A 24227-nucleotide genomic window follows, 5' to 3' on the forward strand; every position below is an offset into this window, starting at 1 on the left:
CCACAAACCCCACCCACCGCACGACCCCGTGAACCAGGCAGCCAGCTCGTGCCGTCCACCCCTCACGCAGGCCGTACCAGTCCGGTGTCATAGGCGAAGATGACCGCCTGGACCCGGTCCCGCGCTTGGATCTTGGACAGGATCCGGCCGATGTGGGTCTTGACGGTCGACTCGGCGAGGATGAGCCGGTCGGCGATCTCGTTGTTGGTCCAGCCGTTGGCGATCGCGGTGAGGACTTCGCGTTCCCTGTCGGTCAGGAGGGTGAGCCGGGGATCGGGGTTCGCGGGGGGCTCGGTGTCGGGGAAGTGCGGTGCGAAGGTCTCGATCATGCGGCGGGTCAGTGCGGGGGCGACGACGGCGTCTCCGGCGGCGACGGCTCGGATTCCTGAGAGCAGATCTGTGGGCTGGGCGTCTTTGAGTAGGAAGCCGCTGGCCCCGGCGCGCAGTGCGGCGTAGGCGTACTTGTCGAGGTCGAACGTGGTGAGGATGAGGACGCGGGAGGGTCCGCCGGACTCCACGATGCGGCGGGTGGCCTCGATGCCGTCCATTCCGGGCATGCGCACGTCCATCAGGACGACCTCGGGGCGCAGGTCCGCGGTCAGGCGGACGGCTTCGGCGCCGTTGCCCGCCTCGCCGACGACGTTCAGATCGTCCTGGCTTTCCAGCACGAGACGGAAACCCATGCGCTGCAACGCCTGGTCGTCGACGATCAATACGGTGGTCATGGTGGTGTCATTCGCTCATGAGCATCGCAGGCTCGCTGGATTCGGTGGATTCGCTGGATACGGTGGACCGCGGGTACAAGCGGGTGTGGACCCGCCATCCGCCGCCGGTGCCCGGTCCGGCGTCAATGGTGCCATCGTAGATCGCGGCGCGCTGGGCCATGCCGGGGATCCCGCCGCCCAAGCCCGCACGCGAACCGCCGCCCAAGCCCGTATGCGAACCGCTGCCTAAGCCCGTATGCGAACCGCCACCACGGCCAGTGTCGGTGACGTCGATCCCGAGGCTGTCCGGCGCGTAGTGGAGCAGGACGGTGGCGGTCGCACCGGGACCGGCGTACTTGATGGAGTTGGTCAGCGCCTCCTGCACGATGCGGTAGGCCGCCAGTTGGACTCCGGCCGGCAGGTCGCGCGGGGCACCATCGGTTCGCACCGAAACGGGCAGACCCGCGTCCCGCACCCGCTCGATCAGCGCTTCGAGATCGTCCAGACCCGGCTGCGGTCCGAGCTCCTCCTCGGGCCCGTCCGCCCTGAGCAGCCCGAGCAGTTGCCGGAGTTCGCCCAGCGCCTGACGGCCGGTGACGGACACCTTCTCCATCGCTTCCTCGGCGCGGTCGGGTGACTTGGCTACGGCGTAGCGAGCGCCGTCGGCCAGCCCGATCATCACCGAGAGGTTGTGCGCGATGATGTCGTGCATCTCCCTGGCGATGCGTGAGCGTTCGGCGGCCGTGGCCAGGCGCACCCCCTGGTCTCGTTCGACCCTGAGCCGGGCGGCGCGCTCCAGGAGCATGCTGAGATGGTCGCGGCGGTACCGGACGGCGAAGCCGAGGGCGACGGCACCGGCGTGTACGGCCCCGAGCACCACCAGCGCCGCCGGCCAGTCGGACCCCTTCCACCGGATCGCGACCAGCAGGCTCACCGCCGCGGCGATACCGCAGGCCACCCTCAGCTCGGTCCGGGGCCGGGCCACGGCGACGCCGTACAGCGCGATCGGCAAGGCTACGTCGCCCTGGAGCCAGCCGCCCGGCAGCATCCATTGAACGGTCACCATCGTGGCGACGGCGGCGAGGACGCCCAACGGCGCCCGGCGCCGCCAGATCAGCGGTGCGCTCAGTGCCAGCTGGAACAGCCCCAGGTGCCATGAGGAGACGCCGACCTGTGTTGGGTGGGGACCCACCACGCTGGGCAGGCCCAGCAGGGCGATCGCCAACGCGAAGACACCGTCGGCGGCCGATGGGTAGCGCGCCGTCAGACCTCTCAACCAGCTCACGTGCCCATCATCTCCGGGTCGGACATCCCGGCGGAGGAGCAGCACCGCGGCCGAGTCGGGATCATCGTTCGGCTCCTCGCGAAGGGAGAATCGGTCAGTGTGCCGGACATAGCCCGGCGAACAAGGCGTCGAAGAAGTGGGTGGCTTCCGCGGGCTGGGGTCCGAAGGTCGAGTTGACCTCGATCGTCACCTCGCGGGCGACCCTCCCCCGGGCATCCAGGGTAAGACCGGAGATCGTCTGGAAGCCGTTGGTGGTGCCGGCATTGCCCCACGCGTAGCCGCCGCAGGGAAGCGTGTAGCGGCCTATTCCCAGCCCGTAGGCGAGTTCCGGCGAACCGGGCGGCGACGGGGTGGCCACCACCTTCTCCATCTCGGCGAGCAGACCGGCCGGCAACAGCTGCCCGCCGAACAACGCCGTGTAGAACTTGGCGAGGTCGCCCGGCGTGGAGATGCCGTCGCCGTTGGCGTCACCGCCGGAGGGATCCAGGTGGGTGACGTCCGCCTCCGTCATCGCGCCGCCGGCCGCGGGCAGCTGCATGTAGCCGTGGGCGTACACGCCGCGCAGACCGTACTCGTAGGCGGCGGGGAAGTAGCTGTCGCGCATCCCCACCGGTTCGAAGATCCGCCGGGTGACCTCGTCCCGCCAGGGCTGCCCGGTGACCTTCTCGATCACCATGCCGAGCAGGATGTAGCCGGTGTTGGAATAGCGGTACTGCGTCCCCGGCGGGAAATCAGGGCCCTTCGCGAAGGCGCGCTGAAGCAGCTGATCGCGGGTGTAGTGGACGAACGGCGCGAAATTCTGGTGGCTGGGAAGGCCGTCCGAATACTCGTGCAGGCCGCTGGTGTGTTGCAGGAGCTCACGAATGGTGATCGCGTCGGCGTCCCCGGCCCGCGGCGGTACGACGCCGGGCAGATAGGTCGCGAGCGAGGTGTCGAGGCCGACCTTGCGCTCCGCGACCAGTTGGAGCACCACCGTGGCCACCATCGACTTCACGTTGCTCGCCATCCGCAGATGGCCGTCGGCCGGCATCGGCGCGCGGCTGTCGACGTCACCCACCCCGCTCACGGAGGTGCGGGCCGGGTGAGACGCTTCCGTCACCCTCGCGACGGCACCCGGCAGCCCGTCGTCGTGCGTGAGGACGTCCAGCGCGTGCTGGACTCCCGGCGCCGACGCCGAACTGTCCGCCGGGAACGTCCAAGCCGTCACGGTCGCCCCGACCAGGAGTGCGGCCACCGGGCCGACGGTCCATCGCTTCATGCCGGGTCTCCATCCGCCTGCGAATCGACCCTCTGAAGCTATGGGGCGCAGCGGTCTCAACCGTCAGACCACGGAAGGAGAAACCCGGTCGGGGCGTAGCACCACGGTCGGATGCCGGACGCCTCGCAGCGGTCAGTCCTGTCCGTCGAGATCGACCGGCGGAAGGTCGCGCACCTCGTCTTTCAGCAACCGCAGTCGGACGCCGGTGTCATCGACGGCGGTCACGGCGCTGATCGGGATGGCGACCCGCTTCTTGCCCCACAGGTGCCCCTCGTCCAGCAGGACATGGGTCACCGCGTGGTCCGAGGGGTCGATGACCAGGCCCTGGACGTGGCCTATGTCGCCGTCGGTGGCGTGCACCGGCTCGCCGCGCCGCACTTGCACCTCGCCCACCGGCACCCGGTCGTAGGTGACCGTCTGCGGGGCGGGCGACTGACCGGGCAGCGCCCCGGCGTTCCCGGCCCGGGGCGTGATGCCGCCCAGGCCGCCGGCTCCCAAACCGCCCATGCCGCCCATGCCAAGGCCGAAGTAGGGCTGGGAGAGAAGATGCTCCTGGTCGTAGCCCCACTCACCGGGGGCTCCGGCCACGAAGTCCGTCACCTCCGCGAGTTCGAGCCTGTCGAACTCGGCACTCGTACACCCCAGGACGATGTTCCCGGCCGTCGAGCTCGCCAGACTGACCGGTACCAGGCGGCCGGTTCCCGACCCGTGCTTGGCCTCGACGACGAGGTGGGTGAGCGTCCGGGCGACGGGGTCGACGACGACGCGCCGAAGGTTCCCGCACACCCCGTCGCCGCACTCGACCTCGCTGCCGATCGTGAACTCCGCATGAGTGTTCATGGTCTGCCTCCTGGCATCCGGGGCGGTGGTCACCTGCTCGTCGGCGAGCCGCCCGGCTCCTGCTGCCCCTCGCGCCGGAAGACAAACCGGATCGAGCGCTCGACGGTCGGCCGGTCGCCCAGCAGCCGGTCAGGCGGTCACGCGGCACGCGGTAGCCACTCAGGCGGTCAGGCGGTCAGCCGGTTCGCGGCGGAATATCGAGCAGCGCGTTCTCCACGAGCTCTGACATAGCAGGGTGGATCCAGTACTGGCCGCGCGCCACAGTGGCGGCGTCCTGTCCCAGACTCATCGCCTGGATCAGCGGCTGGATCAGCGCCGACGCCTGCGGGCCGATGATGTGCGCGCCGAGAAGCCGGCCGGTCTGGGGATCGGCGAGGATCTTGGCGAAGCCCTCCGGGTCGTTCATCGCCCAGCCGTATGCGATCCCGGCGTAGTCGCGCTTCCCGACCACGTACGGGACACCGTCGGTCCGGGCCTCTTGTTCGGTCAGCCCGACCGAGGCGATCTGCGGCGAGGTGAAAACGGCGTGCGGAACGAACCGGTGGTCGGCCTCGATCGGCTGGTCGGGATGCTTCAGGTTGTGCGCCACCACCCGGGCCTCGTGGTTGGCGACGTGCTTGAGCTGATACCGCGAGCTGACGTCGCCGAGCGCGAAGATGCCGGGCACGTTCGTCCGCTGCCGGCTGTCCACCGCGATCCGACCGTCGGAGTGCACCGCGACCCCGGCCGCGGGCAGATCCAGCCGGTCGGCGTTGGAGCGCCGGCCGACGGCCACGAGGAGTTCGTCGCCTTCGACGACTTCGTCTCCGCCCGGCCCTGTCAGGTGAACGCGGACGACCGCGCCGTCGCGCTCGACCCTGGTGGCTTCTCGTCGTTCCCTGAGATCCCACTTCCGGCGGGCGATGTCGGTGAACAACCGCGAGACGTCCCCGTCCTCCCGCGTCAGCATGCCGCCGGATCGGGCGATCACGGTGATGCGCACGCCGAGGGCCGAGAAGACATGGGCGAACTCCGCCGCGATCGCGCCCGCCCCCAAGATGATCAGCCGTTCCGGGAGCTGGTCGACACGCATGACGGTCTCGTTGGTCAAGAACCCCGCGTCCGGCAGCCCCGGCACCTCCGGCACGATCGGCCGCGATCCGGCGGCGATGACGAACCGGTCGGCGCTGATCGTCTCACCGCCGGCGACCAGCAGCGTCTTCGGGCCGGTGAACCGGGCCCTGCCTTCGAACAGGGTGAGATCCGGGCCACCGGAACGGCGGTGGCGCAGCCCGTCGGCCGAGTGCCGGTCGATGCGGTCGAAGACCCGCTTCCTGATGTCCTGCCAGCGCACCGCGGGAGTCGGCAGGTCCAGCCCGAACGCCCCCGCCTCGCCGGCGGCCTCGGCCAGGTCCGCGGTGTACACGAACATCTTCGACGGGATGCAGCCGACGTTCAGGCAGGTGCCGCCGAACCCGACCGCCGCGTCGTCGACGAGCGCGGCCTTCCAGTCCCGGGGCCGGCCGCTGATGACGGCGTCGCCGGATCCGCTGCCGATCACGATCAGATCGAAGTGCCTCATCCCTCCATCATCGGTCCTCCGGCCGGTCCTCCCGGTCCCCGACCCGGCCTGTTTGGATCCCAGAACCGGGGTAGCCATGGGGAGAAGCACCGACAGGAGGCATGCGTGATCATTGACATGATCATCACAGTCATCGTCACCGCCACCATCGTCACCGTCATCGCGTTCACCGGCCGCCACTGATCCGACAAGCAACCCGGCTCCGACAAGCAGCCCAGCGGCTACCGTCCGTCGGTGGAACCCTCGATGGTGACGTCCACGGTGACCCCGTCGTGCCGTTCCTCGACCTTGGCATAGGCGGTGAAGGACACCCGGTCGGCTTCGGTGTACGGCGGCGCCAGCAGGCTGCGCGGCCACAGGCCCCTGGCGCGCACTACATCGGCCTCGACCACGAAGAGTGTGAGCTGCGCCTGGATGTGCAGCCAGAACAGCAGCCCGAGAACGAGCCCGAACACGCCGTACAGGGTGCTGGCGTGCCGCAGCTCGTGGCCGATCAGGTACCCGCCCACGGCCTGGAGCAGCTGCCAGGCCACCGCCGCGAGCACCGCCCCCGTGCGCAGCGCGCGGGTGGGCACCTCGGCCGCCGTCGTGATCCGGAAGCCGAGCCAGAACAGAGCGACGTTCAACACCAGCGACGTCGCGAACGCCGTCAGCCGGACACCCAACTGCACCCACACCGACAGGTGAGAGAAGCCCTCGCCGATACCGGACAGAGCGGTGGTCGTCAGGACCCCCAGACCGATCACCCCGATCGCCGCGAAGCTGCGGACCTGCGACCAGGGGAAGCCCGGCCGGCGCTTGTAGGGCACGGCCCACACCGTATTGAAGGCGTGCTGCGCCGCGTTCGCGACGCCGCGCGCGCCGATCAGCGTGCCGAGCAGGCCCAGGACCAGGCTCAACCCGCTCCGGTGCAGGCCGGACACGTTCGTCCGCAGCGCGCCGCCGATCACCGGGAAGTCCGCGAGCGCGGAGCCGAGCGCCCTTTGCTGAAGCGCCGGATGGCCGTGGAGCACGACGCTCAGGACGACGACCAGGACCAACAGCAGCGGGAACACGGCGAGGAACGCGTAGTAGGCGATCACCGCACCGAGGGAGCCGGCCCGGTCGTCGTTGAACTTCCGGCCGACGGCGACGGGGAAGCCCGCCCAGGGATGCCGCTGCTGGAAGGAGTCGAAGCGCCTCAGGACAGCGCGGAGTCGGTTCATCATCGAGACTGCCTCAATCAGGATCCCTTTGCGCGCCGTAGCGGCCTGGAACGGTCTGCCGGGTCGGGCTGATCACAGCTGCGGCGCGGTCTTGGCACTGTCACCGGCCTCGGGTCGATCGAGCCCGTATTCGAAGGCGGCCTCGACCAGCAGGCCGGGGTGCCGTTTGGCGTAAGCCAGGACCGCGCCCAGCGTTCCCAGCCCGCCCAGTACGAGGCCGCAGACCAGCGCGGCCAACACGCCCCACATGTCCGCGCGGCCTAGCCGACCCTGCGGAACACCCGCACCACGACACCGCCGACCAGGAGGTAGGCCAGCGCGGCCAGGCCGTAGTCGACGAAGACGGTGAGCTTGGCGCTGTCGAAGGAGAACAAGGATTTGAAGCCCCAGGCCAGCTTGGCGGCCACGTCGCCGACGTCCTTGACCACCGTGGAGGTTGTCGAGGCGTCGGCGGAGAAAAGGATGATGTGCGCGACCAGGATGATCGCGATGACGGCGAAGGCCGCCGAGATGAAGCGGGCGATGCCTGATCCGGAGGAGCGTTCGTCCATGGTGGACGCCTTCTCTCGTAGGGGGCGTCACGCTCTCAAAGGGAGCGTCACAGTGCCCTCAGCATGGCCGGATCGCGCGGATTCAAACGGGGCGGAGCAGGGCTGATCCCGCTCATCCCGGCCGCAGGCCTCACCCGCGCGGCGCGGCATCGACCAGTTCGCTCACGATGTACTGGTACTCGAGCAGCTGTCGGCGAAGCTCGCGCGGCGAGTCCGATGCGGCGTCTTCGCGCGTGGCCGGGATCTGGGCGGAGTCCACTCCGCGGGCCTGCAAGACCGAGCCCACCGTGTTGTGCGCCACGGCGAGCGCGACCTCGGGATCGTCCGGGAAGGTCCCCTCCACGCGCTCCACGTTCTTCCACGACTCCTCGATGTACTCCCGGTCCTCATCGCTCAGACGCTTGGAATAGTCGACCACGATCGGACCGTGAGCACCGGGGCTCTGCATTCTCGCCGCCTTCACCGAACCGCCGATCAGCAATACGGTGAGCCCGACCAGGAACATCACCATAATCACCATAAGGATGGTAATCATTGCCTGTACCTCCCTTGGTTCTGCTGCCTCATACCCGGGCGCAGCGATCGAAACAGGTGAGGAAAGCCCCGCGCCCGCGGCTCGCATCGGAGCAAGATCCATGCGTGACCAGGGCCTCGCATGTTTTCGGCAGTGCCGGGTACGCGGAGGCTCCAGCGCACCGAGCGCCACCCCGGTAGGAGGTACGTCTTGATGCCGATGACCACGAGAGCAGGGCCGATCGCGTTCGTGCTCGGCGGCGGAGGGCCGCTGGGCGCCTACGAAGTGGGCATGCTCAAAGCCCTGATGCAACACGGGGTCCAGCCGGACCTGATCCTCGGTTCCTCGGTCGGGGCGCTCAACGGCGCCATGATCGCCGCCGATCCGCAGCCGTCGGCGGTCACCCGCCTGGAACAGCTCTGGATCTCGCTGCGCGAGCACGGCGTGTTCGCCGACACGCTGTTCGCCCAGTTGGGGACCGCGCTGCGCAGCCGGACCCACCTGTTCTCCAACGCCGCGCTGCGCGGCCTGATAACACGCGAGTTCGGCACCGCGCAGATCGAGGACCTGGCGGTGACCTTCGAGTGCGTCGCCGCGTCGATCGAGCGCGCCACCGAGCACTGGTTCGTGCGGGGCCCGTTGGTCGATGCGGTGCTGGCCTCCTCCGCCGTGCCCGGTCTGCTGCCGGCGGTGCTGGTCGGCGATGAGCACTTCCTGGACGGCGGACTGGTGGACAGCGTCCCGGTCGGCCGGGCCCTGGCGTCCGGCGCGCGCACTGTGTACGTCCTGCACGTCGGCCGCATCGACCAGCCGCTCCAGGCCCCGCGCACGCCGCGCGAAGTCGCCATGGTCGCCTTCGAGATCGCCCGCCGGCACCGGTTCGTGCACGCGCTGAGCAATCCCGTGGCGGGCGTGGACGTCCACGTCCTGCCCACGGGCGCCCCGGACTCGGCCACCGATCTGCGGCCCCGGTATGGACGGCGCGGGCTGGGGCTGGTGCGGGAGCGGATCGAGCGGGCGTATGAGGCTTCGATGACTTACCTCGCGAACCAACCGAAGCACACGGAGCACACGGAGCATATGGAGCACACGGAAGGCGCAGAGCACACAGAGCGCACAGAGCACGCGACACGGGCAGAGCACGCAGAGCGCACTGATCGCCCGGAGCACACACCGTGAGCGGCATATGAACGCGCTGACCGCCGCGCGCGCCGTCGGCCGCCGCCTGCTCGGAATCTGCCTCCTTGTGGCCGCGTCGGTCGTGATCCTCATCGGCACGGCGGGGGCCGCGGTCTTCACGATCGTCTCGGCGCCCTGGCGGCCACGCCTCGGGCGGGCCCGCCGGGTGCTGGGCGCCGCGGCGGTCTACGCGGCGGTCGAGAACGTCGGTCTGCTGCTCGCCGCGTGGCGGTGGCTCCGGCTCTGCGTCGGCCGCGACGCGGCCCGGGACAGAAGAGACAGTATCCGGGCCTTGAGAAGGTCGCTGGCCGCGCTGCGGAAGGCGGCGCGGCGTTTCGGCGGACTCGACGTCGAATTCGTCGCCGGCCCGACCGCGGAGCAGGAGACGGACCCACCGGACTCGCCGAACCCGCCGGACCTGCCCGCCGGCCCGCTGATCGTGTGCGGCCGCCACGGCGGAGTCGGAGGGGCGTTCCTGCTCGCGGACCTCCTCCTGTCCGGCTACGACCGTGTTCCCCGGGTGGTGCTGAAGCAGACGCTCGCCTGGGATCCCCTGATCGACGCGCTGTTGGGCAGGCTCCCGCACGCCTTCATAGATCCCCAGCCCGGCGACAGCGGCGCCACCGCCGCCCGGATCGGCGAGCTGGCCCAGGACATGGCCGACGGAGACGCCCTGCTGATCTTCCCCGAGGGCGGGAACTTCACCCCGCATCGCCGCCGCCGGGCGATCACCCGCCTGCGGCACCGCGGTCTGGTCCGCCAGGCCGCGCGCGCCGACCGGCTGCGGAACGTGATGCCGCCGCACCCCGACGGACTGTTCGCCGCCCTTGAGGCCGCACCGGAGGCGGACGTCGTCTTCGTCGCACACACCGGCCTGGACCACTTGCAGTCCGTCGCCGACGTGTGGCGCGCCATCCCGTTGGCCGGCCCGGTGGCGTTCACCTGGTGGGTGGTGCCGGCGGCGGAGGTACCGGAGCAGGAGCAGTCCCGGCTGAGCTGGCTGGAGGACAACTGGGCCCGGATCGACCGCTGGGTGGCGGACAGCCGGACGCCGCGGTGAGCGCGGAGCCGAGCGCACCGAAAAGTCGTGTTCAATTAGTAGGCCCGACTACCGTTTTTCGATATTGAGCCGGGGCAAAAGGCGGCCATGACATACGAGTTCCGCTCACACGCACCGAGAGATCTGATATCTCTCGCCGCACTGATCATCGCTGCCATCCTCGTCCTCCACATCATCTTCGTGTGGCTGAACGCGAATCCGGGCAACGACATCGTGTCCACGGACGCGGACTGGGCCGGATGGCTGGCCACCTGGTTCGTCGACCTCTTCACTCCGGCGAACGCCAAACTCAGAACCTTCCTGAACTACGGACTCGCAGCACTTTTCTTTCTGGCGATCGGCGGGATTCTGCGCCGCGTCCTGCGAGACGTGTAAGGATTCCGGCGCGCGTCCATAACAGCGTGTCGAGCAAGACGTTCAGCACCTTAGAGTAAAGATCACGGCGATGGACAAGCACCACGGCAGAAACCGGCGGGACAACCGCGCCAGCAGTGGCACAGGTTGTTCCCGCCGTGGCCGCGGTTGCTCGATCTGCGCAGGCTGCGGAGCCGGCTCGCCGTTGCGCGCGACGCACGCCAGCATCCGGCGCTGGATGTTCCGCCACGCGATCAGGTCCAGCTCCAGCATCAGGCCCTCCTGCGCCTGCTGGTAGGACCGCGCTGCCTGCCGCCCCGCGGCCAGTGCCTCCTCCAAGGCGGCATGGGCCACGGCGATCGGGTTCGGTGCCCGGCCCACCAGGATCCGGGCCAGGCTGGATCGGGCGGCTTCGCAGTGTGCTGCCGCGGCCAGCATCGCGGCGTGCGCCTGATCGCGGTCTGCCACCAGCAGCTGGACCCAGGCGTCGCACACGATCTGTTCGGCCTCGTCCACGGCTTGATCGGCGGGGTCCGGCGGGAGTGGCCCGGGATCGGTGCCGCCGGCTGCCAGGCCGCGGCCGACCGCGTAGTCCCGGTTCTCACCGGGTGGGGTGCTGTCCATGGATGCGCCCTGCGCCTTCGCGAATGAGGGTGCTGACTGCCTCGGTGGCAGGGCGGCGGCTGGATTCTTGACCGGGCCTTGCTCCTGCTACAGACCGCGCCGGGAAAACCACGGCGCCAGGGACTGGGGCGTCTTAGGACTACCGCCACACTAGCGCGGTTCGCCCCGGACCGTAACGATCCAGGCTGGCGGCCTGACCAGCGGCCGGGGCGCTGACCGCCACATCAGCGGCCGCGGTCGCCGGTTCCGTGCAGCAGTTCCGCGGCGGTCGCCGAACCCTCGGCGACGTCCCGGGCCACGTCGGACAGTCGCAGGTTGTGGTTGCGGGCATGGCTGCGCAGCAGCGTGAACGCCTCGTCGACGCTGATGTGGCGGCGTTCGGCCAGGACGCCCTTGGCCTGCTCGATCGTGATGCGGCTGTTCAGGGCGTTCTGGAGCTGGCCGGCCAGCAGTTCGGCCTGGTGGATGCCGCGCTGGGACAGGATGCTCATGGTCGCCACGTCCGCCAGCGCCTGGCCGACGCGTACGTCGTCCTCTGTCAGTATCCGGCTGTCGGCGGCGAACAGGTTCAACGCGCCGATGACGGACTCGCGCAGGCGCAGCGGCAGAGCGTGGACGGCGAGGAATCCGGAGGCCTGGGCGGCTTCGGCGAAACGGGGCCAGCGGGCGGCGTTGGTGGTGAGGTCGGCGTTGACCACGGCTGCCCCGGTGCGGCAGCTGTCGATGCAGGGCCCGGCGTCGGTTTGCAGCTCGAACAGTTCCAGCAGCCGGGCGTTCTCGGTGGAGGCCGCTGCGGCGTGCAGGTTGCCGCGCTAGTCGATGAGCATGATGCCGGCGGCGTCGACGTCCAAGAGCTGGACACACCGCCTGGCGAGCTGGTGCAGGAAGTCGATGACGTCGAAGTCGTCGACCAGGGTGTCGGCCACCTCGACGAACGTCTCGACGAGCTGTCGTTCACGAGTCACGGGCATAACTCCACCGTAGACCTGTTTTCCGACCCTGGAACCCGAGCGCGCCGGTGGCCCTCAGCGGTCCTGCTCGGTGAAGCGCAAGCGACGGGCCACCACGTCGGCGGCGACCTCCGCCAGCAGCAGATCCCGCCCGAAGGCGAAGGCCCGCAGCCGCGCCAGGGCCTCGGCCAGACCCACTCCGAGCTGGACGCTTACCATGCCGGTGGCCTGGTGGACCTCGGCGCGGTAGGTCGCCGGCGCCGCCCACCCCGGACCCGGCTGATCGTCCGGGCCGGCGTCCGGGCCGGCGCCCCGGTCCGTGCCGTCCGCGGCCTGTCTGTGCAGCACGGTGAGCGTGACGGCGTCGGCCAGCGCCAGCGCGTCGGTGACCTGGCCGGGGTTCAACGCCCCGACCGTGGCCCGGTAGGCGGTGAGCGTGCCGAGGTCGATGGCGCCGATCCGCAGCGGGAACGCGAACACCGCGTTCACCCCCAGCTGAAGGGCCGGGCCGGTGAACGCCGGCCAGCGGCGCTGCGCAGCGGCCAGTTCCGCCGTCAGCACCGGGACCCCCGAGGCCACAGCCTCCAGCGAGGGGCCCTCTCCGAGGGTGAACTCCAAGTCCTCCAGTGCGGCGCTGACCGCCTGAGCCCCGAACGCCAGCACCGTGCCGGCGGCCCCGGTACCCACCACGGCGCACAGGCCGTCCACCCCCAGCGCGGTCGAGGCCGCCGCGCAGGCCGTCATCGACAACCCGCCGCCGGTGCCGTTCGGTGCCGAGGTGCGGTCCAGCAAAGCCAGGACTATCGCCATCCGATCGCTGATCACGCCGACACCGCCTTCCCTGTGGACTGCGCGATTCCCCGTCGCCGGTCACTGCCCACGGTAGTCCCCACCGGTCCGCCGGTGCCGGAGCCCGCGCCGGGTCAGCGGCGCAGGCCGCGCCGACCGGAGGAGCCGATGCGTCCGCGGTTGGTGACCAGCTGGACAACAGCCAGCAGCACGACGGCTCCGGCCAGGGCGGTCAGCCAGGTGGAGATGTTGAAGAAGCCCCGGATGTTGTCGACGTGGAACAGCTTGTCGGCGATCCAGCCGCCGAGCAGGGCCCCGGCGATGCCGATGACCGTGGTGACGATGATGCCGTGCGGGCTGCCCATGACCTTGTCGGCGATCAAGCCGACGACCAGTCCGAGCACGATCCAGGCGATGATGCCCATGGGGAACTCTCCGATGCGGGAGGAATCGCCCGTCCGCTGCGCGGTCACGGACTGCGACTCCCGCTGGGCGGCGCCCGGTCTCGTCCAGAGCGCGGCCCGGACACGGCAAGCCCCGAACCGTTGCAGCAGATCCGCGATTACCGTGGATGCTGACGCCGCCGGGGTCCGGGGTGACACTGTCAGCCTACTGCTCCCGCGACGACCCCGCCACGCCGCCGGGCCGGTGCCGGTCTTGTCGAGGACCGTCAACGGCATCGCAGCCATGCGCCGACGGCCATCGCCATGCTCGTCGTGCTGACAGGACTCTGACGGCCGTTTGCCCTCATGTTCGCCGGGCACGGTGAGCCCACCCGGCGCATCGCCGCACGTCGCGACGATGCCCTGATCAAACGACACCAGGAGAGACGATGGCGACTCGGCAACCAATGCAAATCGGCGTGGTGGGGCTCGGGAGGATGGGGGCGGACATCGCCCGCCGCCTCATGCGCGACGGCCACTCCTGCGTGGTGTTCGACCTCGACCCGGACACGGTCACAGCGCTGGAGAAGGAAGGGGCCACCGCGGCCTCGTCGCCGGCTGATCTGGTCGGGAAGCTGGCCCCGCCGCGGGCGGTCTGGGTGATGCTGCCCGCGGGCCAGATCACCGGCACCGCCATCGATGAGCTGGCCTCGCACCTGGCCGCACAGGACACGGTCATCGACGGTGGCAACTCCTCCTACCGCGACGACATCCGCCGCGCCGCCGACCTGGCGCGCCGCGGCATCCACCTGATCGACTGCGGCACCAGCGGCGGCGTCTGGGGACTGGAGCGCGGCTACAGTCTCATGATCGGAGGGGACGCGGACGCTGTGGAACCGCTACGCCCGATCTTCCTGTCGATCTCGCCCGGCATCGACACCAAGCCCCGCACCGAGGGTCGCACCGGGCAGCCCGATCCGGCCGAGCACGGGTTCCTGCACTGCGGCCCGTCCGGCGCGGGGCACTTCGTGAAGATGGTCCACAACGGCATCGAGTACGGGATGATGGCCTCCCTGGCCGAGGGCCTCAACATCCTGCATCACGCCGATGCCGGCAAGGACAACGCCGAGGGCGACGCCGAGACCGCGCCGATGGAGCAGCCGGAGTTCTACCGGTACGAACTGGACATCGCCGCCATCGCCGAGGTGTGGCGCCGGGGCAGCGTCGTCGAATCCTGGCTCCTGGACCTGACCGCGGCCGCCCTGCTCCGGTCCGCGGACCTGGAGGAGTTCACCGGGCGCGTGTCCGATTCCGGCGAGGGCCGGTGGACGTCGATCGCGGCCATCGACGAAGGCGTCCCGGCACCGGTGCTCACCACCGCGCTGTACTCGCGGTTCGCCTCCCGCGGCCTGGACGACTTCGCCGGCAAGGCCCTGTCCGCGATGCGCAAGGGCTTCGGCGGTCACGACGAGAAGCGGCAGTGACCGGCCGTCATCTTCTATTTGAGCTCCGAGTCGACCGGCACCGCCACAATCGCGACGACGGCCGGGAGGGTCGTCTGTGACGGGCTCCAGGTCAACCCGCTGCCCGGGGCCGCGCTCGGAACGGGGTGGGCTACGACCGCCGGGGCCTGCAGGGCGGGACTTCCGGCATCAGCGCCGGAGGCGATCGCCGCGACGCCGACCGCCGCGAGCACGGCCACCGCGGCCAGCGCCGCCGAAAGCCGTCTACCGGACGGCCCGGTACTGGAGGGCGACCGCCTGACTGCCGGCTGGACCCAGGCAGTCCGCTCGTCCGAGCCGAACGCGGTCACCGCATGCTCCAATGACGGCTCCAGGGCCAGATACACGGGGCCGGGTCGGCCGAACACAGCCGCGCACTCCTGGGCGTCGGGGCGGTCGGCCGGGTCCCACGCCGTCATCTGTTCCAGCATCTGCGATACACCTCGCGGCAGACCTTGGGGCACGTTCGGGAGTCGGTGCAGCCGGGCGACGGCCGACTCGGCCGGCGACCCCGGATATTCACGCCGGCCGGTGAGGCACTCGATGAGTACCAGCCCCAGAGCGAAGACGTCGGCCGCCGAACCCGCGCGGGCCCCGAGGACCTGCTCGGGGGACAGATACGCGGCCGTACCCACGACGTCCCCGACCACGGTGCTCCCGGCCGCGTCCGCCGCGAGGGACGCCCCGAAGTCCGCCAGGCGCGCCGAGCCCTGCTCGTCGAGCAGGATGTTCGAGGGCTTCACATCCCGGTGGACCACTCCGGCGGCGTGGATGTAGGCCAAGGCGGCGGCCACGGACCGGCCGACGCGCATCGTGTCGGCGAACGGCATCGGCCCCGCGGCGACCAGCCCCCGGAGCGTGGGGCCGGAGATGAGTTCCAGCGCCAGGTAGGGGCCCTGCGGAAGGTGCCCGAAGTCGAAGATCTCCACCAGGCCCGGGTGGTGCAGCCGGGCCAGCAGCCGGGCCTCGACCACGAACCGCCGCACCAGATCGGCGCTGTCGCTGGCGTGCACGTCCGCAGCCGCCTCCGCATCGGGGCGGAACACTTTAAGGGCTACCGGCCGCCGCAGCCGCTCGTCCACCGCCCGGTAGACCAGCGCAGTACCGCCGCGCCCCAGAACGGGCCCCAGCCGGTAACGTTGCGCGAACAGTTCCGCGGCCGGGGCGTCCTGGACTGCGGGATCCTCCGGTTCCTGGGATGTCGTGGTCATCGCGATCCGGCTCCCTGTTCCGAAGAACTGACACGCGCTGACTGGGAAACGTTCGCCGGGGACTTCGTCACCTCTGTACCGGGCCGAGTTCTGCCGGAGCCGGTTGGACCTGCCTCGATGGGCCGAACCGCCACGCAGGGCTGACCTTCGACCAGTTCTCGTTCAGACGTTCCTGCCATCCGGCTTCGCCTCGGTTCGCCTGTTGACTGTCAGGCGCCACCGGGGTCCAGGGCGGCGTGAGCCTCGTCGGCGAGCGACGAGGTGGGTTCCTACTTGTTCTACTTGTTCCTGCCTGCAAGTGTCCATCCGAAACACCGGCGCCGACAGAGGGGTCCGCAAGGTTCTGTCGAACCGATCCGGGCCCACGTGCCACTCGGATGCCCGAGCGGGCTCCCCTCCATTGAGATCGATCACGAGCGCCGGCACATCGGCGATGCCGGCACCGGCCTCCCGACGGGCTGCCAAACGGGCTGTGAAACGGGCTGTCAAACGGTTCCGTCGATTACGGCGCCGTCCTCACCGCGCGCGGCAGGGTCGATCGTCGCGGTGACGGCGTCGGCTCGCGCGCCCATCATGTCCTTGACCTTGGACCGTGCCCTGACAACGGCAGGGTGGCCGGCAGCTTCGCGGGCACTCTTGGCGATCTGCTCGTACCTTTCCTGTCCGGCTCGGGCGCCCAGGACATACCCCGCGGCCAGCCCTATCGCGAACGTCAGCTTCCACATGGCGTTGCCTCCTTCAAACTCCGTCGCACATCCGGTTTCGTCCGACACCACCTGGGGCGCTCAAGGACGCTCAGGTGGTGCCGGACCGAGCGGAGTATTCGATCGTCCGCACGCGATCCGGCACCACCGATCCAACGTCACTTCGCCGCGCGCTCGGTCTTCTTCTTCGCCCCGGCAGCGGCGGCGGCACGCTTGGCGGTGCCTCGCGTCGCGGCGCCGGCCGGGCCCGCGGTCTTCTTGACGCCGCCGACGGCCTGGTCCGCCGTGCTCTCCTCGGGCCCGCGCGCGTCGCCGATGGCCGCGCCGGAGCCTGTCGTGAACCTGCCCTTGGCGTCTCGGCCGGCACCCCCGACCTTGGCCTTGGCCTTCTTGGCCGCATCCTTGACCTTGCTGGCTGCACTCATGGCGGCCGTCCTTCCCATCGTGGCCCGCACAGCGGGGTGCCCCCATCGCTGCCCGCAACCGGCGAGAACATGCGCCCGCCGAGCACCTTGTCCTCCCGATAACGCTTCCCGAAGCACAGCGACGGGCTTGTTTGTCGTCCGGGGCCACGGGCAGCAGGAGGCTTCGCACCAACGAGGCAAGGGGTCCGGAAATGAGTGACGTGACCGAATCGGTCGACGTGCACGTGCCGATCAGCACCGCCTACAACCAGTGGACGCAGTTCGAATCGTTCCCGGAGTTCATGGACGGCGTCGAGTCGATCAGCCAGACCGACGACCGGCACAGCCACTGGGTGACGAACGTCGGCGGGGCGCGCCGCGAGTTCGACGCCGAGATCACCGAACAGCACCCTGACGAGCGCATCGCCTGGAAGAGCACCGGCGGGGACACCAGCCACGCCGGAGTCGTGACGTTCCATCGGCTCGGCGACGAGGACACCCGGGTCACCGTACAACTCGCCTGGCAGCCCCAGGGCCTGGTGGAGAAGGTCGGCAGCATCGTCGGGATGGACAACCACCAGATCAAGGCCGACACCGCCAGATTCAAGAAGTTCATCGAGCAGCGCGGCACCGAGACCGGCCAATGGCGGGGTGGAACGGCCACACCCGGGGCGCAGGACACCGGCGCCGTCCAGGACGTTCCGAATCCGTCCCCGACCACCGAGAGCCAAGACGACATCGTCGATGTCCTCTTCCGCCAGCACAGAGACATCATGGAGACCTTCATCCGGGTACAGGCAGCCGCCAGCGAGGCCAAGCAGCGACTATTCGGCGAACTCACCGACCTGCTGCACACCCACGAGAGCGGCGAACAGCAGGTCGTGCACCCGGTGACGCGCACCGACACGCCCGATGGCCACCTGGTCGCCATGGCCTGCATAGCCGAGGAGCGCCAGGCGGACCAGATGATCGCCGAACTCAAGAAGCTCGGCACCGACCACCCGCAGTTCGACATCAAGCTCGAAAAGTTCCAGCAGGCCGTGCTCGCTCACGCCGCCCGCGAGGAGCAGGACGAATTCCCGCTCCTGAGCCAGCTCCCCGCCGAACGCCGACAGGCGATGGCCGACCAGCTCCGGACCACCCAAGCCGCACGAAACTAAGCCCGTATCAGGCAGCATCCGCCCTGGCGATGATTCGGCGCAGCCGAAGGTCGCCGGGGCGTTGGTTCGCTGGATGTCCCCGAACCACCGATCCCGCGCCAGGTCGTAGCGGGCGGACGGGTGCCGATCTCCGATCGGCGGCTCCGCCGACCAATCCGCCTGGGCGTCGACTCCGAATCACCGCAGAAGGCCAACGCGGTGCGCTCCAGAATCCCGGCGCACGTCTTCCGCCATCAGGAGCCTGAACCCCAGCAGTTGGAGGAGAGCACGATGACGCGCACGAAGAGAAGCACGACCAGGATCATGGCGATGGCCGCCGCCCCCGCGGCTCTGCTGGCGTTCCCGCTCGCTTTCACCGCCTCGACGGCCAGCGCCCAGTCGTCCGGCAGCGCCACCTACATGGCGACGCTGAACCCGTTGAACCACGCCACCGGCTCCGGGACGCTGATGCTCCAGCTGAACGGTGACCAGGCCGTCATCACCGAGCACGTGCAGGGGCTGGCCACGACCTTCATGGGCGCGGCGTACCCGCACGTGCAGCACATCCACATCGGTGCGGCGGGCACCTGCCCGGGCGCCTCGGCCGACACCAACGGCGACGGCGTGGTCAGCACCACTGAGGGGGCGTCGTTCTACGGCGGGATCGGTACCACGCTGAGCGTCAGCGGGGACACCAGCCCGGCCGCCGGGACCGACGTCAAGATCGCTCCGTCCGGCGGGTCGTTCGACTACTCCCGCACCATCACCCTGGACGCCGCGACCGTGTCCTCGATCGACGCCGGCAAGGCCGTGATCGTGGTCCACGGTCTGGACCCGGCGACGCTCAGCGCCCAGGCGCAGGGCGAGCCCAGTGACCTGGTTCCGTCGCTGCCGCTGGCCGCGACGTCCCCGGCGCTGTGCGGGCCGCTTCAGGTCTCGCAGATGTCCTCCGTCCCCGGCGGCGGGGTGAACACCGGTGGCGGCGGGACCTCCGGTCTGCAGGAGCCGTGGATGTTCGCCGCGAGCGCGGGCCTGGCGGCCACCGCTGGTGGTGCGCTGTATCTGCGGCGCCGGAACGCCGTCCAGAAGTAGGCAGTCATGTCTTGGCTGACAAGGCTGTTCGGTAGTGGCCGCCGGCGTCTGCTGGCGTCGGCGGCCGCCGTCCTCCTGCTGGCTTCAGCGGGGACGCTGGCGCTCGGGATCTCCTCGCAGCACCACCCGCCGCAGCCGCCGGCTTCGGCCGCGCTGCCGGCTTCGGGGGTGCCGGGAGCGGCGGGCACCACCGGCACACCGAGCACCACCGGCACCGGTGCTGGCACCAGTACCAGCAGTGGCAGTGGCAGTGGCACCGGCACCGGCACCGGCACCGGCGCGTCGAAAGCGCCTACCGCGCCGACGACTCCGCAACCGCCGGCCGCGCGAGTCCCCACACCCACCGCGATCAGCATCCCGGAGATCGGGGTGAGCCACACGCTGATGCAACTGGGCCAGAACTCTGACGGCACCATCGCGACGCCGCCGCTGACCACCCCGGCGATTCCGGGCTGGTACCGCTACTCCCCCTCGCCGGGGCAGGTCGGCCCGGCGGTCATCGTCGGCCACATCGACGGCACCACCGGCGCCGAAGGCGTCTTCTACAACCTGGGCGCGCTCCGTCCCGGCGACACCGTCGACGTCACCCGCAGCGACAACACAACCGCCGTGTTCCGGATCGACGGCGTCGACAAGTACGCCAAGAGCTCCTTCCCGACCCTGACCGTCTACGGCAACACGACCAACCCGCAGCTGCGGCTGATCACCTGCGCCGGGCCGTTCGAGAACCAGCACTACCAGGACGACATCGTCGTCTACGCCACCTTGACCGGGATCCACCCGGCCTGACCGGAGACAGGAGGACACCATGAGGGGACTGAGACTCCTCGCCGCCATCTCGGTGACGGCGGCGATGGCCGGCTGCGCCTCGGCGAAGGCCGCCACAGGAACCACTCCCGCTCCAAGCACGTCGTCCACCGCTTCGGCGTCCGCCGGCGCGGCAGCGGCCCCCAACTCGTCGGCCGCCGGACCGTCAGCCTCGGCGCTGATGGTGTGCGGGACGGAGATCAAGACCGCGGTGGAGACGATCCTCACCGCCTCGCCCGCCCCGACCACGACGGCCACTTGGACGGACCATCTCTATACCTGCACCTACCACCTGCCCACCGGAACTCTGGTGCTGTCGGTGAAGGAATCCCCGGACACCCCGTCCGCGAACACCTACCTCACGGCACTCCAGCACCAGCTGGGCACCACAACCCCACTGACCGGCAGCGAGGGCCTGGGCAACCCCGGGTTCCAGAACGCCTCCGGCAACGTCGTCGTCCTCAAGGACGACAAGACCCTGCACGTCGACGCCACCGGGCTGCCGGCGGCATCCGGCCCGAGCAGACTCAGCCGCGCCGATGTGGCCTATGAGGTCACCACCGACATCCTCGGCTGCTGGACCGGCAAGTAAGGCAAGCAGCGCCAAGTAGAAGGGACATGTCATGTCCAGAACCCTGCGACGCCTCGCGGTCCCGGCCGCGGCGCTGATCCTCGCAGCCGCGGGCTGCTCCTCGACGACGTCCAAGAGCAGTTCGGCACCCACCACCGCGCCCAGCTCCCCCACGGCGCCAAGCTCCCCCGCCGCGCCCCCGACGACCACGACACCGATGACCACGACTCCCAGCCCGGCACCGACCACGGCGGCAGCCGCGCAGATCACCATCGACAACTTCGCGTTCAGCCCGGCGAACCTCACCGTGCACCCCGGTCAAAGCGTCACCGTCGTCAACCACGACTCCGTGACCCACACCCTGACGGCCGCCGGCGGCAAGTTCGACACCGGCGACATCAACCCCGGCAAGTCGGCGACGTTCACGGCACCGGCCACCCCCGGCAGCTACCCGTACGTGTGCAGCATCCACGCATCCATGCACGGCACGCTGACAGTCGGATAGGAGGCGCGCGATGACAGTCATCACCATCGTCCCGCGGGCTGTCGCAGCCGCCGGCCTGGCTGTGGACGCCTACATCCACCTGCACCTGGCGCACCGCTACGACCCGATCGCCTCGTCCGTCATCAGCCAGGGCACGCTGTTCCGCATCGAAGCAGGCGCTGCGATCGTCGCCCTCGTACTGGTGGTGCTGTGGCGACGCCGCGCCGGAGACGCCTTCGCATGGCTCACCGCCGCCGCGGGCCTGGCAGCGATCCTGTTCTACCGCTACGCGAACCCCGGCGCCATCGGACCGCTTCCCAATATGTACGAGCCGATCTGGTACGCCGACAAGGTCTGGGCCCTGATCGGCCAAGCCGCCGCGATCGCCGCACTGACGCCACTGATCGTGTGGCCCCGGTGGACCCGCGCCGCCTCGAAAGGAGAAGCCTGATGTCCGGCCATCCACGATCCGCGCGAGCGTTCGCCTCCAGGAAACCGCTGGCAGCCGTGCTCGCGAGCGCCGCGTTGTTCGTCTTCACCTCCGCGGGTGTGGCCTCGGCGCACGTCACCATCGGCCCCGACACGACGGCCAAGGGCGGCAGCGATGTGGAGCTGACCTTCCGCGTCCCCAACGAGGAAGCCTCGGCGACCACCACGCAGCTTGAGGTGGTCCTGCCCACCGACCACCCGATCACCGGCGTGCTGCCCGAGCCGACGCCCGGCTGGCAGGTCGCGGTGACGAACACCACGCTACCCAAGCCCGTCACCACCGACGACGGCACCGTCACGCAGGTCGTCTCGGAACTCACCTGGACCGGCGGGGCGCTGGCGCCGGGGCAGTATCAGGGATTCCGGGTGATGCTGGGCAAGCTGCCCGATGACGCGAACCAGTTGGTGTTCAAGGCCGTGCAGACGTACTCCAACGGCGATGTGGTGCGCTGGATCGATCTCGCCCAGCCCGGCCAGCCCGCACCGGACCACCCGGCGCCGGTGCTGGTACTGACCGGCTCCGGCGCCAGCTCCGGCTCCGGCTCCGGGTCGCAAACCTCAGGCGCGTCGGTCACCACCGGTCCGGCGACACCGAGTTCGGCGATACCGAGTTCGGCGACCGGCGACAGCACCGCCCGAACGCTGGGGACCACGGGCATCGTGGTCGGCGCGGCCGGCCTGGCGGTCGGCGCGTTCGGCATGTCGAGGGCCCGCCGCAAGAGCTCCGATTCCCACGCCACACCGCGGGAGTGAGGTAATCGCGATGCTCCGTCGGCTGCTGGTGTTACCGGCCCTGGTCATCTGCCTGATCCTGCTCACCGCGCAGGGCGCCTTCGCCCACGCCACGGTGGTCGCGACCACCCCGGGCGACGGACAGACCGTCGCCTCAGCCCCGCATCAGGTGTCGGTGACCTTCGACGAGCCGGTAGCCCTCCAGTTCGGTGCCCTGCGCGTGTTCTCCCCGACCGGCGCCCGGGTGGACGAGGGCAGCCCGGCCCACCCCGCCGGCCACGCCGACGAGGTCGCCGTCGATCTGGCGTCCGGACTGAAACCGGGCACGTATACGACGTCCTGGCGGGTCATCTCCGCGGACTCCCATCCCGTACAGGGAGCCTTCACGTTCAACATCGGCCAAGCCTCCGCCTCGGCGGTGAACTCCGCGACACTGCACCCCGCGGGCAGCAAGGCGGTCGGCGCCCTCTACGCGGTCGCACGCTTCGTGGCCTACGCGGCGTTCGCCGTCCTGGTCGGTACAGCCGTGTTCGTCTTCGCGTGGTGGCCGAACGGCGCACGCACCAGAGCTGTACGGATCCTGCTGGTGTCGGCGTGGAGCGGGCTCGCCGTGGCCACCGCCGGCGTACTGGCTTTGCAGGGCCCTTATGGCGCGGGCTTCGGACTCGGCCGCGCGCTGGACGCCGGAGTACTGCGCACTACCCTGTCAACCCGCCTCGGCGAGGCGCTATCGGGTCGACTGGCACTGATCGCATTTGCAGCGGCGCTACTCGCGTGGCTATTCATCCGCCTACCGGACGCCTCACGACGAGCCCGGATCCTGGCTGCGCTCGCCGGCACCGTCCTGACAGTAGGGATCGCCGCGACGTGGGCGGTCTCCGGACACGCCGGCACCGGCATTCAGGTGGCCCTCGCGGTGCCGGTCGATGTCGCCCACCTGTGCGCGATGGCCGTCTGGCTCGGCGGACTCACCGTCCTGGCCGCGATCGTCCTGCGCCGCGGCGGACGCGGAACGCCGGGCGAGCGGGCCCGGATGGTGCGGCACTTCTCGCCGGTGGCACTGACCTGCGTGATCGTCCTGGTCGGCACCGGCACCTACCAGAGCTGGCGACAGGTCGGCTCCGTGCCCGCGCTGACCGGCACCGCATACGGAAGGCTGCTGCTCCTCAAGCTGCTCGGCGTCATCCTCCTGATCGGCTTGGGCTACCTCGCACGCCGCTGGATCGCCCGACACCGGGAGGACCACAGCCCGGAGACCACCGACCAGGCCGCGATCTCGACCCTGCGCCGCTCTGTCGCGAGCGAGGTCGGGCTGGGCGTCTGCGTACTCGCACTAACAGCGGCACTGGTCAACGCCCCGCCCGCCCGCACCGCGTTCACGGCTTCCGCCGGGCCGGTCAGCGCCTCAGCAACATTCAACTCCGGCGGCCCGGGCGGCACCGGCACCATCCAGGTCACCGTCGACCCGGCGAAGACCGGCGCCGACACCGTCCACCTCTACACCCTCGGCCCCACCGGCAAACAGGAGCAGGTACTGCAAGTACAGGCATCCTTCACCCTCGCCTCGCGCGCCTTGGGACCGCTTCAGGTGACGCTGCGCAACGCCGGAGCCGGCCACCTCATCGGCGACGCCGCACTCCCCATCGCCGGCACCTGGCGACTGGCCGTCACAGTACGCACCGATGATCTGGACGAGACGACCGTGCAGATCCCGATCACCATCCGGTGAATCAGGTCTCTGGGAGTTTTCGCGATGTGGTTCGCGGCGTGGTTCGCGGCGTGCGGGTTGGCGGGTGGGATCCGTTGGCGGGTGGAGTTGCTGGGGGCTGGGGTTC

Annotated in this window: 29 protein-coding genes; 12 read left to right on the plus strand and 17 right to left on the minus strand. The window is 70.0% G+C overall.

Annotated features, from left to right (window positions below):
* Positions 1–62: 62 nt before the first annotated feature.
* From KGQ19_RS34965 to KGQ19_RS35005, 9 genes are all read right to left on the minus strand, one after another.
* The gene (locus KGQ19_RS34965) at positions 63–725 is read right to left on the minus strand and encodes a response regulator (RefSeq protein ID WP_212017320.1); all 663 of its coding nucleotides are present in this window, start codon (positions 723–725) and stop codon (positions 63–65) included.
* A gap of 7 nt (positions 726–732) precedes the next feature.
* Complete coding sequence (locus tag KGQ19_RS34970; protein ID WP_212017322.1) at positions 733–1989, minus strand: sensor histidine kinase; 1257 nt, start codon at positions 1987–1989, stop codon at positions 733–735.
* Between the two features lie 94 nt (positions 1990–2083).
* Positions 2084–3247: a serine hydrolase domain-containing protein gene (locus KGQ19_RS34975; protein WP_212017324.1), complete on the minus strand. Its 1164-nt coding sequence runs from the start codon at positions 3245–3247 to the stop codon at positions 2084–2086.
* Positions 3248–3379: 132 nt separating this feature from the next.
* Positions 3380–4087, minus strand: coding sequence for a PRC-barrel domain-containing protein (locus KGQ19_RS34980; protein ID WP_212017326.1), 708 nt, complete (start codon positions 4085–4087; stop codon positions 3380–3382).
* Positions 4088–4262: 175 nt separating this feature from the next.
* The gene (locus tag KGQ19_RS34985; protein ID WP_212017328.1) at positions 4263–5648 is read right to left on the minus strand and encodes a mycothione reductase; all 1386 of its coding nucleotides are present in this window, start codon (positions 5646–5648) and stop codon (positions 4263–4265) included.
* Positions 5649–5869: 221 nt separating this feature from the next.
* Positions 5870–6856, minus strand: coding sequence for a YihY/virulence factor BrkB family protein (locus tag KGQ19_RS34990; protein WP_212017330.1), 987 nt, complete (start codon positions 6854–6856; stop codon positions 5870–5872).
* A gap of 69 nt (positions 6857–6925) precedes the next feature.
* Positions 6926–7102 carry a hypothetical protein gene (locus KGQ19_RS34995; protein WP_212017332.1) on the minus strand — a complete coding sequence of 59 codons (177 nt, stop codon included), beginning with the start codon at positions 7100–7102 and terminating at the stop codon, positions 6926–6928.
* 11 nt (positions 7103–7113) lie between these two features.
* The gene (locus tag KGQ19_RS35000; protein ID WP_212017334.1) at positions 7114–7404 is read right to left on the minus strand and encodes a hypothetical protein; all 291 of its coding nucleotides are present in this window, start codon (positions 7402–7404) and stop codon (positions 7114–7116) included.
* Positions 7405–7534: 130 nt separating this feature from the next.
* Positions 7535–7939 (minus strand): hypothetical protein, encoded by a 405-nt coding sequence (locus KGQ19_RS35005; protein ID WP_212017336.1) that lies wholly within the window; start codon positions 7937–7939, stop codon positions 7535–7537.
* Between the two features lie 192 nt (positions 7940–8131).
* Between KGQ19_RS35005 and KGQ19_RS35010 the strand changes: the two genes are divergently transcribed.
* The 3 genes from KGQ19_RS35010 (at position 8132) to KGQ19_RS35020 (ending at position 10532) form a co-directional block, all read left to right on the plus strand.
* Complete coding sequence (locus KGQ19_RS35010) at positions 8132–9097, plus strand: patatin-like phospholipase family protein (RefSeq protein ID WP_230419926.1); 966 nt, start codon at positions 8132–8134, stop codon at positions 9095–9097.
* Positions 9098–9104: 7 nt separating this feature from the next.
* Entirely contained in the window at positions 9105–10157 is a 1053-nt protein-coding gene (locus KGQ19_RS35015) for a 1-acyl-sn-glycerol-3-phosphate acyltransferase (RefSeq protein WP_212017338.1), read from the plus strand.
* Between the two features lie 87 nt (positions 10158–10244).
* On the plus strand, positions 10245–10532 hold the full coding sequence (locus KGQ19_RS35020) for a hypothetical protein (RefSeq protein WP_212017341.1): 288 nt from the start codon (positions 10245–10247) through the stop codon (positions 10530–10532).
* A gap of 42 nt (positions 10533–10574) precedes the next feature.
* On the opposite strand, the gene KGQ19_RS35025 is transcribed toward KGQ19_RS35020, so the two are convergent.
* From KGQ19_RS35025 to KGQ19_RS35045, 5 genes are all read right to left on the minus strand, one after another.
* Positions 10575–11135, minus strand: a complete 561-nt coding sequence (locus tag KGQ19_RS35025; RefSeq protein WP_212017343.1) for a hypothetical protein — start codon at positions 11133–11135, stop codon at positions 10575–10577.
* A gap of 224 nt (positions 11136–11359) precedes the next feature.
* Positions 11360–11938: a GAF and ANTAR domain-containing protein gene (locus tag KGQ19_RS35030; protein WP_307856600.1), complete on the minus strand. Its 579-nt coding sequence runs from the start codon at positions 11936–11938 to the stop codon at positions 11360–11362.
* A 9-nt stretch (positions 11939–11947) separates the two neighbouring features.
* Positions 11948–12106 (minus strand): hypothetical protein, encoded by a 159-nt coding sequence (locus KGQ19_RS35035; RefSeq protein ID WP_212017346.1) that lies wholly within the window; start codon positions 12104–12106, stop codon positions 11948–11950.
* 54 nt (positions 12107–12160) lie between these two features.
* Positions 12161–12910, minus strand: coding sequence for a GAF and ANTAR domain-containing protein (locus KGQ19_RS35040; protein ID WP_212017349.1), 750 nt, complete (start codon positions 12908–12910; stop codon positions 12161–12163).
* 98 nt (positions 12911–13008) lie between these two features.
* Positions 13009–13299, minus strand: coding sequence for a GlsB/YeaQ/YmgE family stress response membrane protein (locus KGQ19_RS35045; protein ID WP_212017377.1), 291 nt, complete (start codon positions 13297–13299; stop codon positions 13009–13011).
* Between the two features lie 425 nt (positions 13300–13724).
* Here KGQ19_RS35045 and gnd point away from each other — a divergent pair, with 425 nt between their 5' ends.
* Positions 13725–14741, plus strand: a complete 1017-nt coding sequence (gene gnd, locus KGQ19_RS35050; protein ID WP_368862207.1) for a phosphogluconate dehydrogenase (NAD(+)-dependent, decarboxylating) — start codon at positions 13725–13727, stop codon at positions 14739–14741.
* Positions 14742–14755: 14 nt separating this feature from the next.
* Here the strand turns inward: gnd and KGQ19_RS35055 are convergent, their stop codons facing one another.
* From KGQ19_RS35055 to KGQ19_RS35065, 3 genes are all read right to left on the minus strand, one after another.
* Positions 14756–15970, minus strand: a complete 1215-nt coding sequence (locus KGQ19_RS35055; protein WP_212017353.1) for a serine/threonine-protein kinase — start codon at positions 15968–15970, stop codon at positions 14756–14758.
* A 485-nt stretch (positions 15971–16455) separates the two neighbouring features.
* Complete coding sequence (locus tag KGQ19_RS53510; RefSeq protein ID WP_212017355.1) at positions 16456–16695, minus strand: hypothetical protein; 240 nt, start codon at positions 16693–16695, stop codon at positions 16456–16458.
* Between the two features lie 137 nt (positions 16696–16832).
* Complete coding sequence (locus tag KGQ19_RS35065) at positions 16833–17099, minus strand: hypothetical protein (protein ID WP_212017357.1); 267 nt, start codon at positions 17097–17099, stop codon at positions 16833–16835.
* A 191-nt stretch (positions 17100–17290) separates the two neighbouring features.
* Between KGQ19_RS35065 and KGQ19_RS35070 the strand changes: the two genes are divergently transcribed.
* The 8 genes from KGQ19_RS35070 (at position 17291) to KGQ19_RS35105 (ending at position 24121) form a co-directional block, all read left to right on the plus strand.
* Complete coding sequence (locus tag KGQ19_RS35070) at positions 17291–18238, plus strand: SRPBCC family protein (RefSeq protein ID WP_212017359.1); 948 nt, start codon at positions 17291–17293, stop codon at positions 18236–18238.
* 270 nt (positions 18239–18508) lie between these two features.
* On the plus strand, positions 18509–19309 hold the full coding sequence (locus KGQ19_RS35075; protein ID WP_212017361.1) for a GVDTG sorting domain-containing protein: 801 nt from the start codon (positions 18509–18511) through the stop codon (positions 19307–19309).
* Positions 19310–19315: 6 nt separating this feature from the next.
* Positions 19316–20098, plus strand: coding sequence for a class F sortase (locus tag KGQ19_RS35080; protein WP_212017362.1), 783 nt, complete (start codon positions 19316–19318; stop codon positions 20096–20098).
* Positions 20099–20117: 19 nt separating this feature from the next.
* Positions 20118–20708, plus strand: a complete 591-nt coding sequence (locus KGQ19_RS35085; RefSeq protein ID WP_212017364.1) for a hypothetical protein — start codon at positions 20118–20120, stop codon at positions 20706–20708.
* A 31-nt stretch (positions 20709–20739) separates the two neighbouring features.
* Positions 20740–21192 carry a cupredoxin domain-containing protein gene (locus KGQ19_RS35090; protein ID WP_212017366.1) on the plus strand — a complete coding sequence of 151 codons (453 nt, stop codon included), beginning with the start codon at positions 20740–20742 and terminating at the stop codon, positions 21190–21192.
* Between the two features lie 10 nt (positions 21193–21202).
* Positions 21203–21622 (plus strand): hypothetical protein, encoded by a 420-nt coding sequence (locus KGQ19_RS35095; RefSeq protein ID WP_212017368.1) that lies wholly within the window; start codon positions 21203–21205, stop codon positions 21620–21622.
* The gene (locus KGQ19_RS35100; RefSeq protein WP_212017370.1) at positions 21622–22413 is read left to right on the plus strand and encodes a YcnI family copper-binding membrane protein; all 792 of its coding nucleotides are present in this window, start codon (positions 21622–21624) and stop codon (positions 22411–22413) included. Before KGQ19_RS35095 ends, KGQ19_RS35100 begins: the two co-directional genes overlap by 1 nt.
* 10 nt (positions 22414–22423) lie before the next feature.
* Positions 22424–24121, plus strand: coding sequence for a copper resistance CopC/CopD family protein (locus KGQ19_RS35105; RefSeq protein ID WP_212017372.1), 1698 nt, complete (start codon positions 22424–22426; stop codon positions 24119–24121).
* The last annotated feature ends 106 nt before the right edge of the window (positions 24122–24227 follow it).

Source organism: Catenulispora pinistramenti (genome assembly GCF_018274385.1).
Classification (GTDB): domain Bacteria; phylum Actinomycetota; class Actinomycetes; order Streptomycetales; family Catenulisporaceae; genus Catenulispora; species Catenulispora pinistramenti.

Coding starts and splice junctions, on each gene's coding strand:
- KGQ19_RS34965 (WP_212017320.1), bottom strand. CDS start 725: ATGACCACCGTATTGATCGTCGACGACCAGGCGTTGCAGCGCATGGGT.
- KGQ19_RS34975 (WP_212017324.1), bottom strand. CDS start 3,247: ATGAAGCGATGGACCGTCGGCCCGGTGGCCGCACTCCTGGTCGGGGCG.
- KGQ19_RS34980 (WP_212017326.1), bottom strand. CDS start 4,087: ATGAACACTCATGCGGAGTTCACGATCGGCAGCGAGGTCGAGTGCGGC.
- KGQ19_RS34985 (WP_212017328.1), bottom strand. CDS start 5,648: ATGAGGCACTTCGATCTGATCGTGATCGGCAGCGGATCCGGCGACGCC.
- KGQ19_RS34990 (WP_212017330.1), bottom strand. CDS start 6,856: ATGATGAACCGACTCCGCGCTGTCCTGAGGCGCTTCGACTCCTTCCAG.
- KGQ19_RS34995 (WP_212017332.1), bottom strand. CDS start 7,102: ATGTGGGGCGTGTTGGCCGCGCTGGTCTGCGGCCTCGTACTGGGCGGG.
- KGQ19_RS35000 (WP_212017334.1), bottom strand. CDS start 7,404: ATGGACGAACGCTCCTCCGGATCAGGCATCGCCCGCTTCATCTCGGCG.
- KGQ19_RS35005 (WP_212017336.1), bottom strand. CDS start 7,939: ATGATTACCATCCTTATGGTGATTATGGTGATGTTCCTGGTCGGGCTC.
- KGQ19_RS35010 (WP_230419926.1), top strand. CDS start 8,132: ATGCCGATGACCACGAGAGCAGGGCCGATCGCGTTCGTGCTCGGCGGC.
- KGQ19_RS35015 (WP_212017338.1), top strand. CDS start 9,105: ATGAACGCGCTGACCGCCGCGCGCGCCGTCGGCCGCCGCCTGCTCGGA.
- KGQ19_RS35020 (WP_212017341.1), top strand. CDS start 10,245: ATGACATACGAGTTCCGCTCACACGCACCGAGAGATCTGATATCTCTC.
- KGQ19_RS35025 (WP_212017343.1), bottom strand. CDS start 11,135: ATGGACAGCACCCCACCCGGTGAGAACCGGGACTACGCGGTCGGCCGC.
- KGQ19_RS35035 (WP_212017346.1), bottom strand. CDS start 12,106: ATGCCCGTGACTCGTGAACGACAGCTCGTCGAGACGTTCGTCGAGGTG.
- KGQ19_RS35045 (WP_212017377.1), bottom strand. CDS start 13,299: ATGGGCATCATCGCCTGGATCGTGCTCGGACTGGTCGTCGGCTTGATC.
- gnd (WP_368862207.1), top strand. CDS start 13,725: ATGCAAATCGGCGTGGTGGGGCTCGGGAGGATGGGGGCGGACATCGCC.
- KGQ19_RS35055 (WP_212017353.1), bottom strand. CDS start 15,970: ATGACCACGACATCCCAGGAACCGGAGGATCCCGCAGTCCAGGACGCC.
- KGQ19_RS53510 (WP_212017355.1), bottom strand. CDS start 16,695: ATGTGGAAGCTGACGTTCGCGATAGGGCTGGCCGCGGGGTATGTCCTG.
- KGQ19_RS35065 (WP_212017357.1), bottom strand. CDS start 17,099: ATGAGTGCAGCCAGCAAGGTCAAGGATGCGGCCAAGAAGGCCAAGGCC.
- KGQ19_RS35070 (WP_212017359.1), top strand. CDS start 17,291: ATGAGTGACGTGACCGAATCGGTCGACGTGCACGTGCCGATCAGCACC.
- KGQ19_RS35075 (WP_212017361.1), top strand. CDS start 18,509: ATGACGCGCACGAAGAGAAGCACGACCAGGATCATGGCGATGGCCGCC.
- KGQ19_RS35080 (WP_212017362.1), top strand. CDS start 19,316: ATGTCTTGGCTGACAAGGCTGTTCGGTAGTGGCCGCCGGCGTCTGCTG.
- KGQ19_RS35085 (WP_212017364.1), top strand. CDS start 20,118: ATGAGGGGACTGAGACTCCTCGCCGCCATCTCGGTGACGGCGGCGATG.
- KGQ19_RS35090 (WP_212017366.1), top strand. CDS start 20,740: ATGTCCAGAACCCTGCGACGCCTCGCGGTCCCGGCCGCGGCGCTGATC.
- KGQ19_RS35095 (WP_212017368.1), top strand. CDS start 21,203: ATGACAGTCATCACCATCGTCCCGCGGGCTGTCGCAGCCGCCGGCCTG.
- KGQ19_RS35100 (WP_212017370.1), top strand. CDS start 21,622: ATGTCCGGCCATCCACGATCCGCGCGAGCGTTCGCCTCCAGGAAACCG.
- KGQ19_RS35105 (WP_212017372.1), top strand. CDS start 22,424: ATGCTCCGTCGGCTGCTGGTGTTACCGGCCCTGGTCATCTGCCTGATC.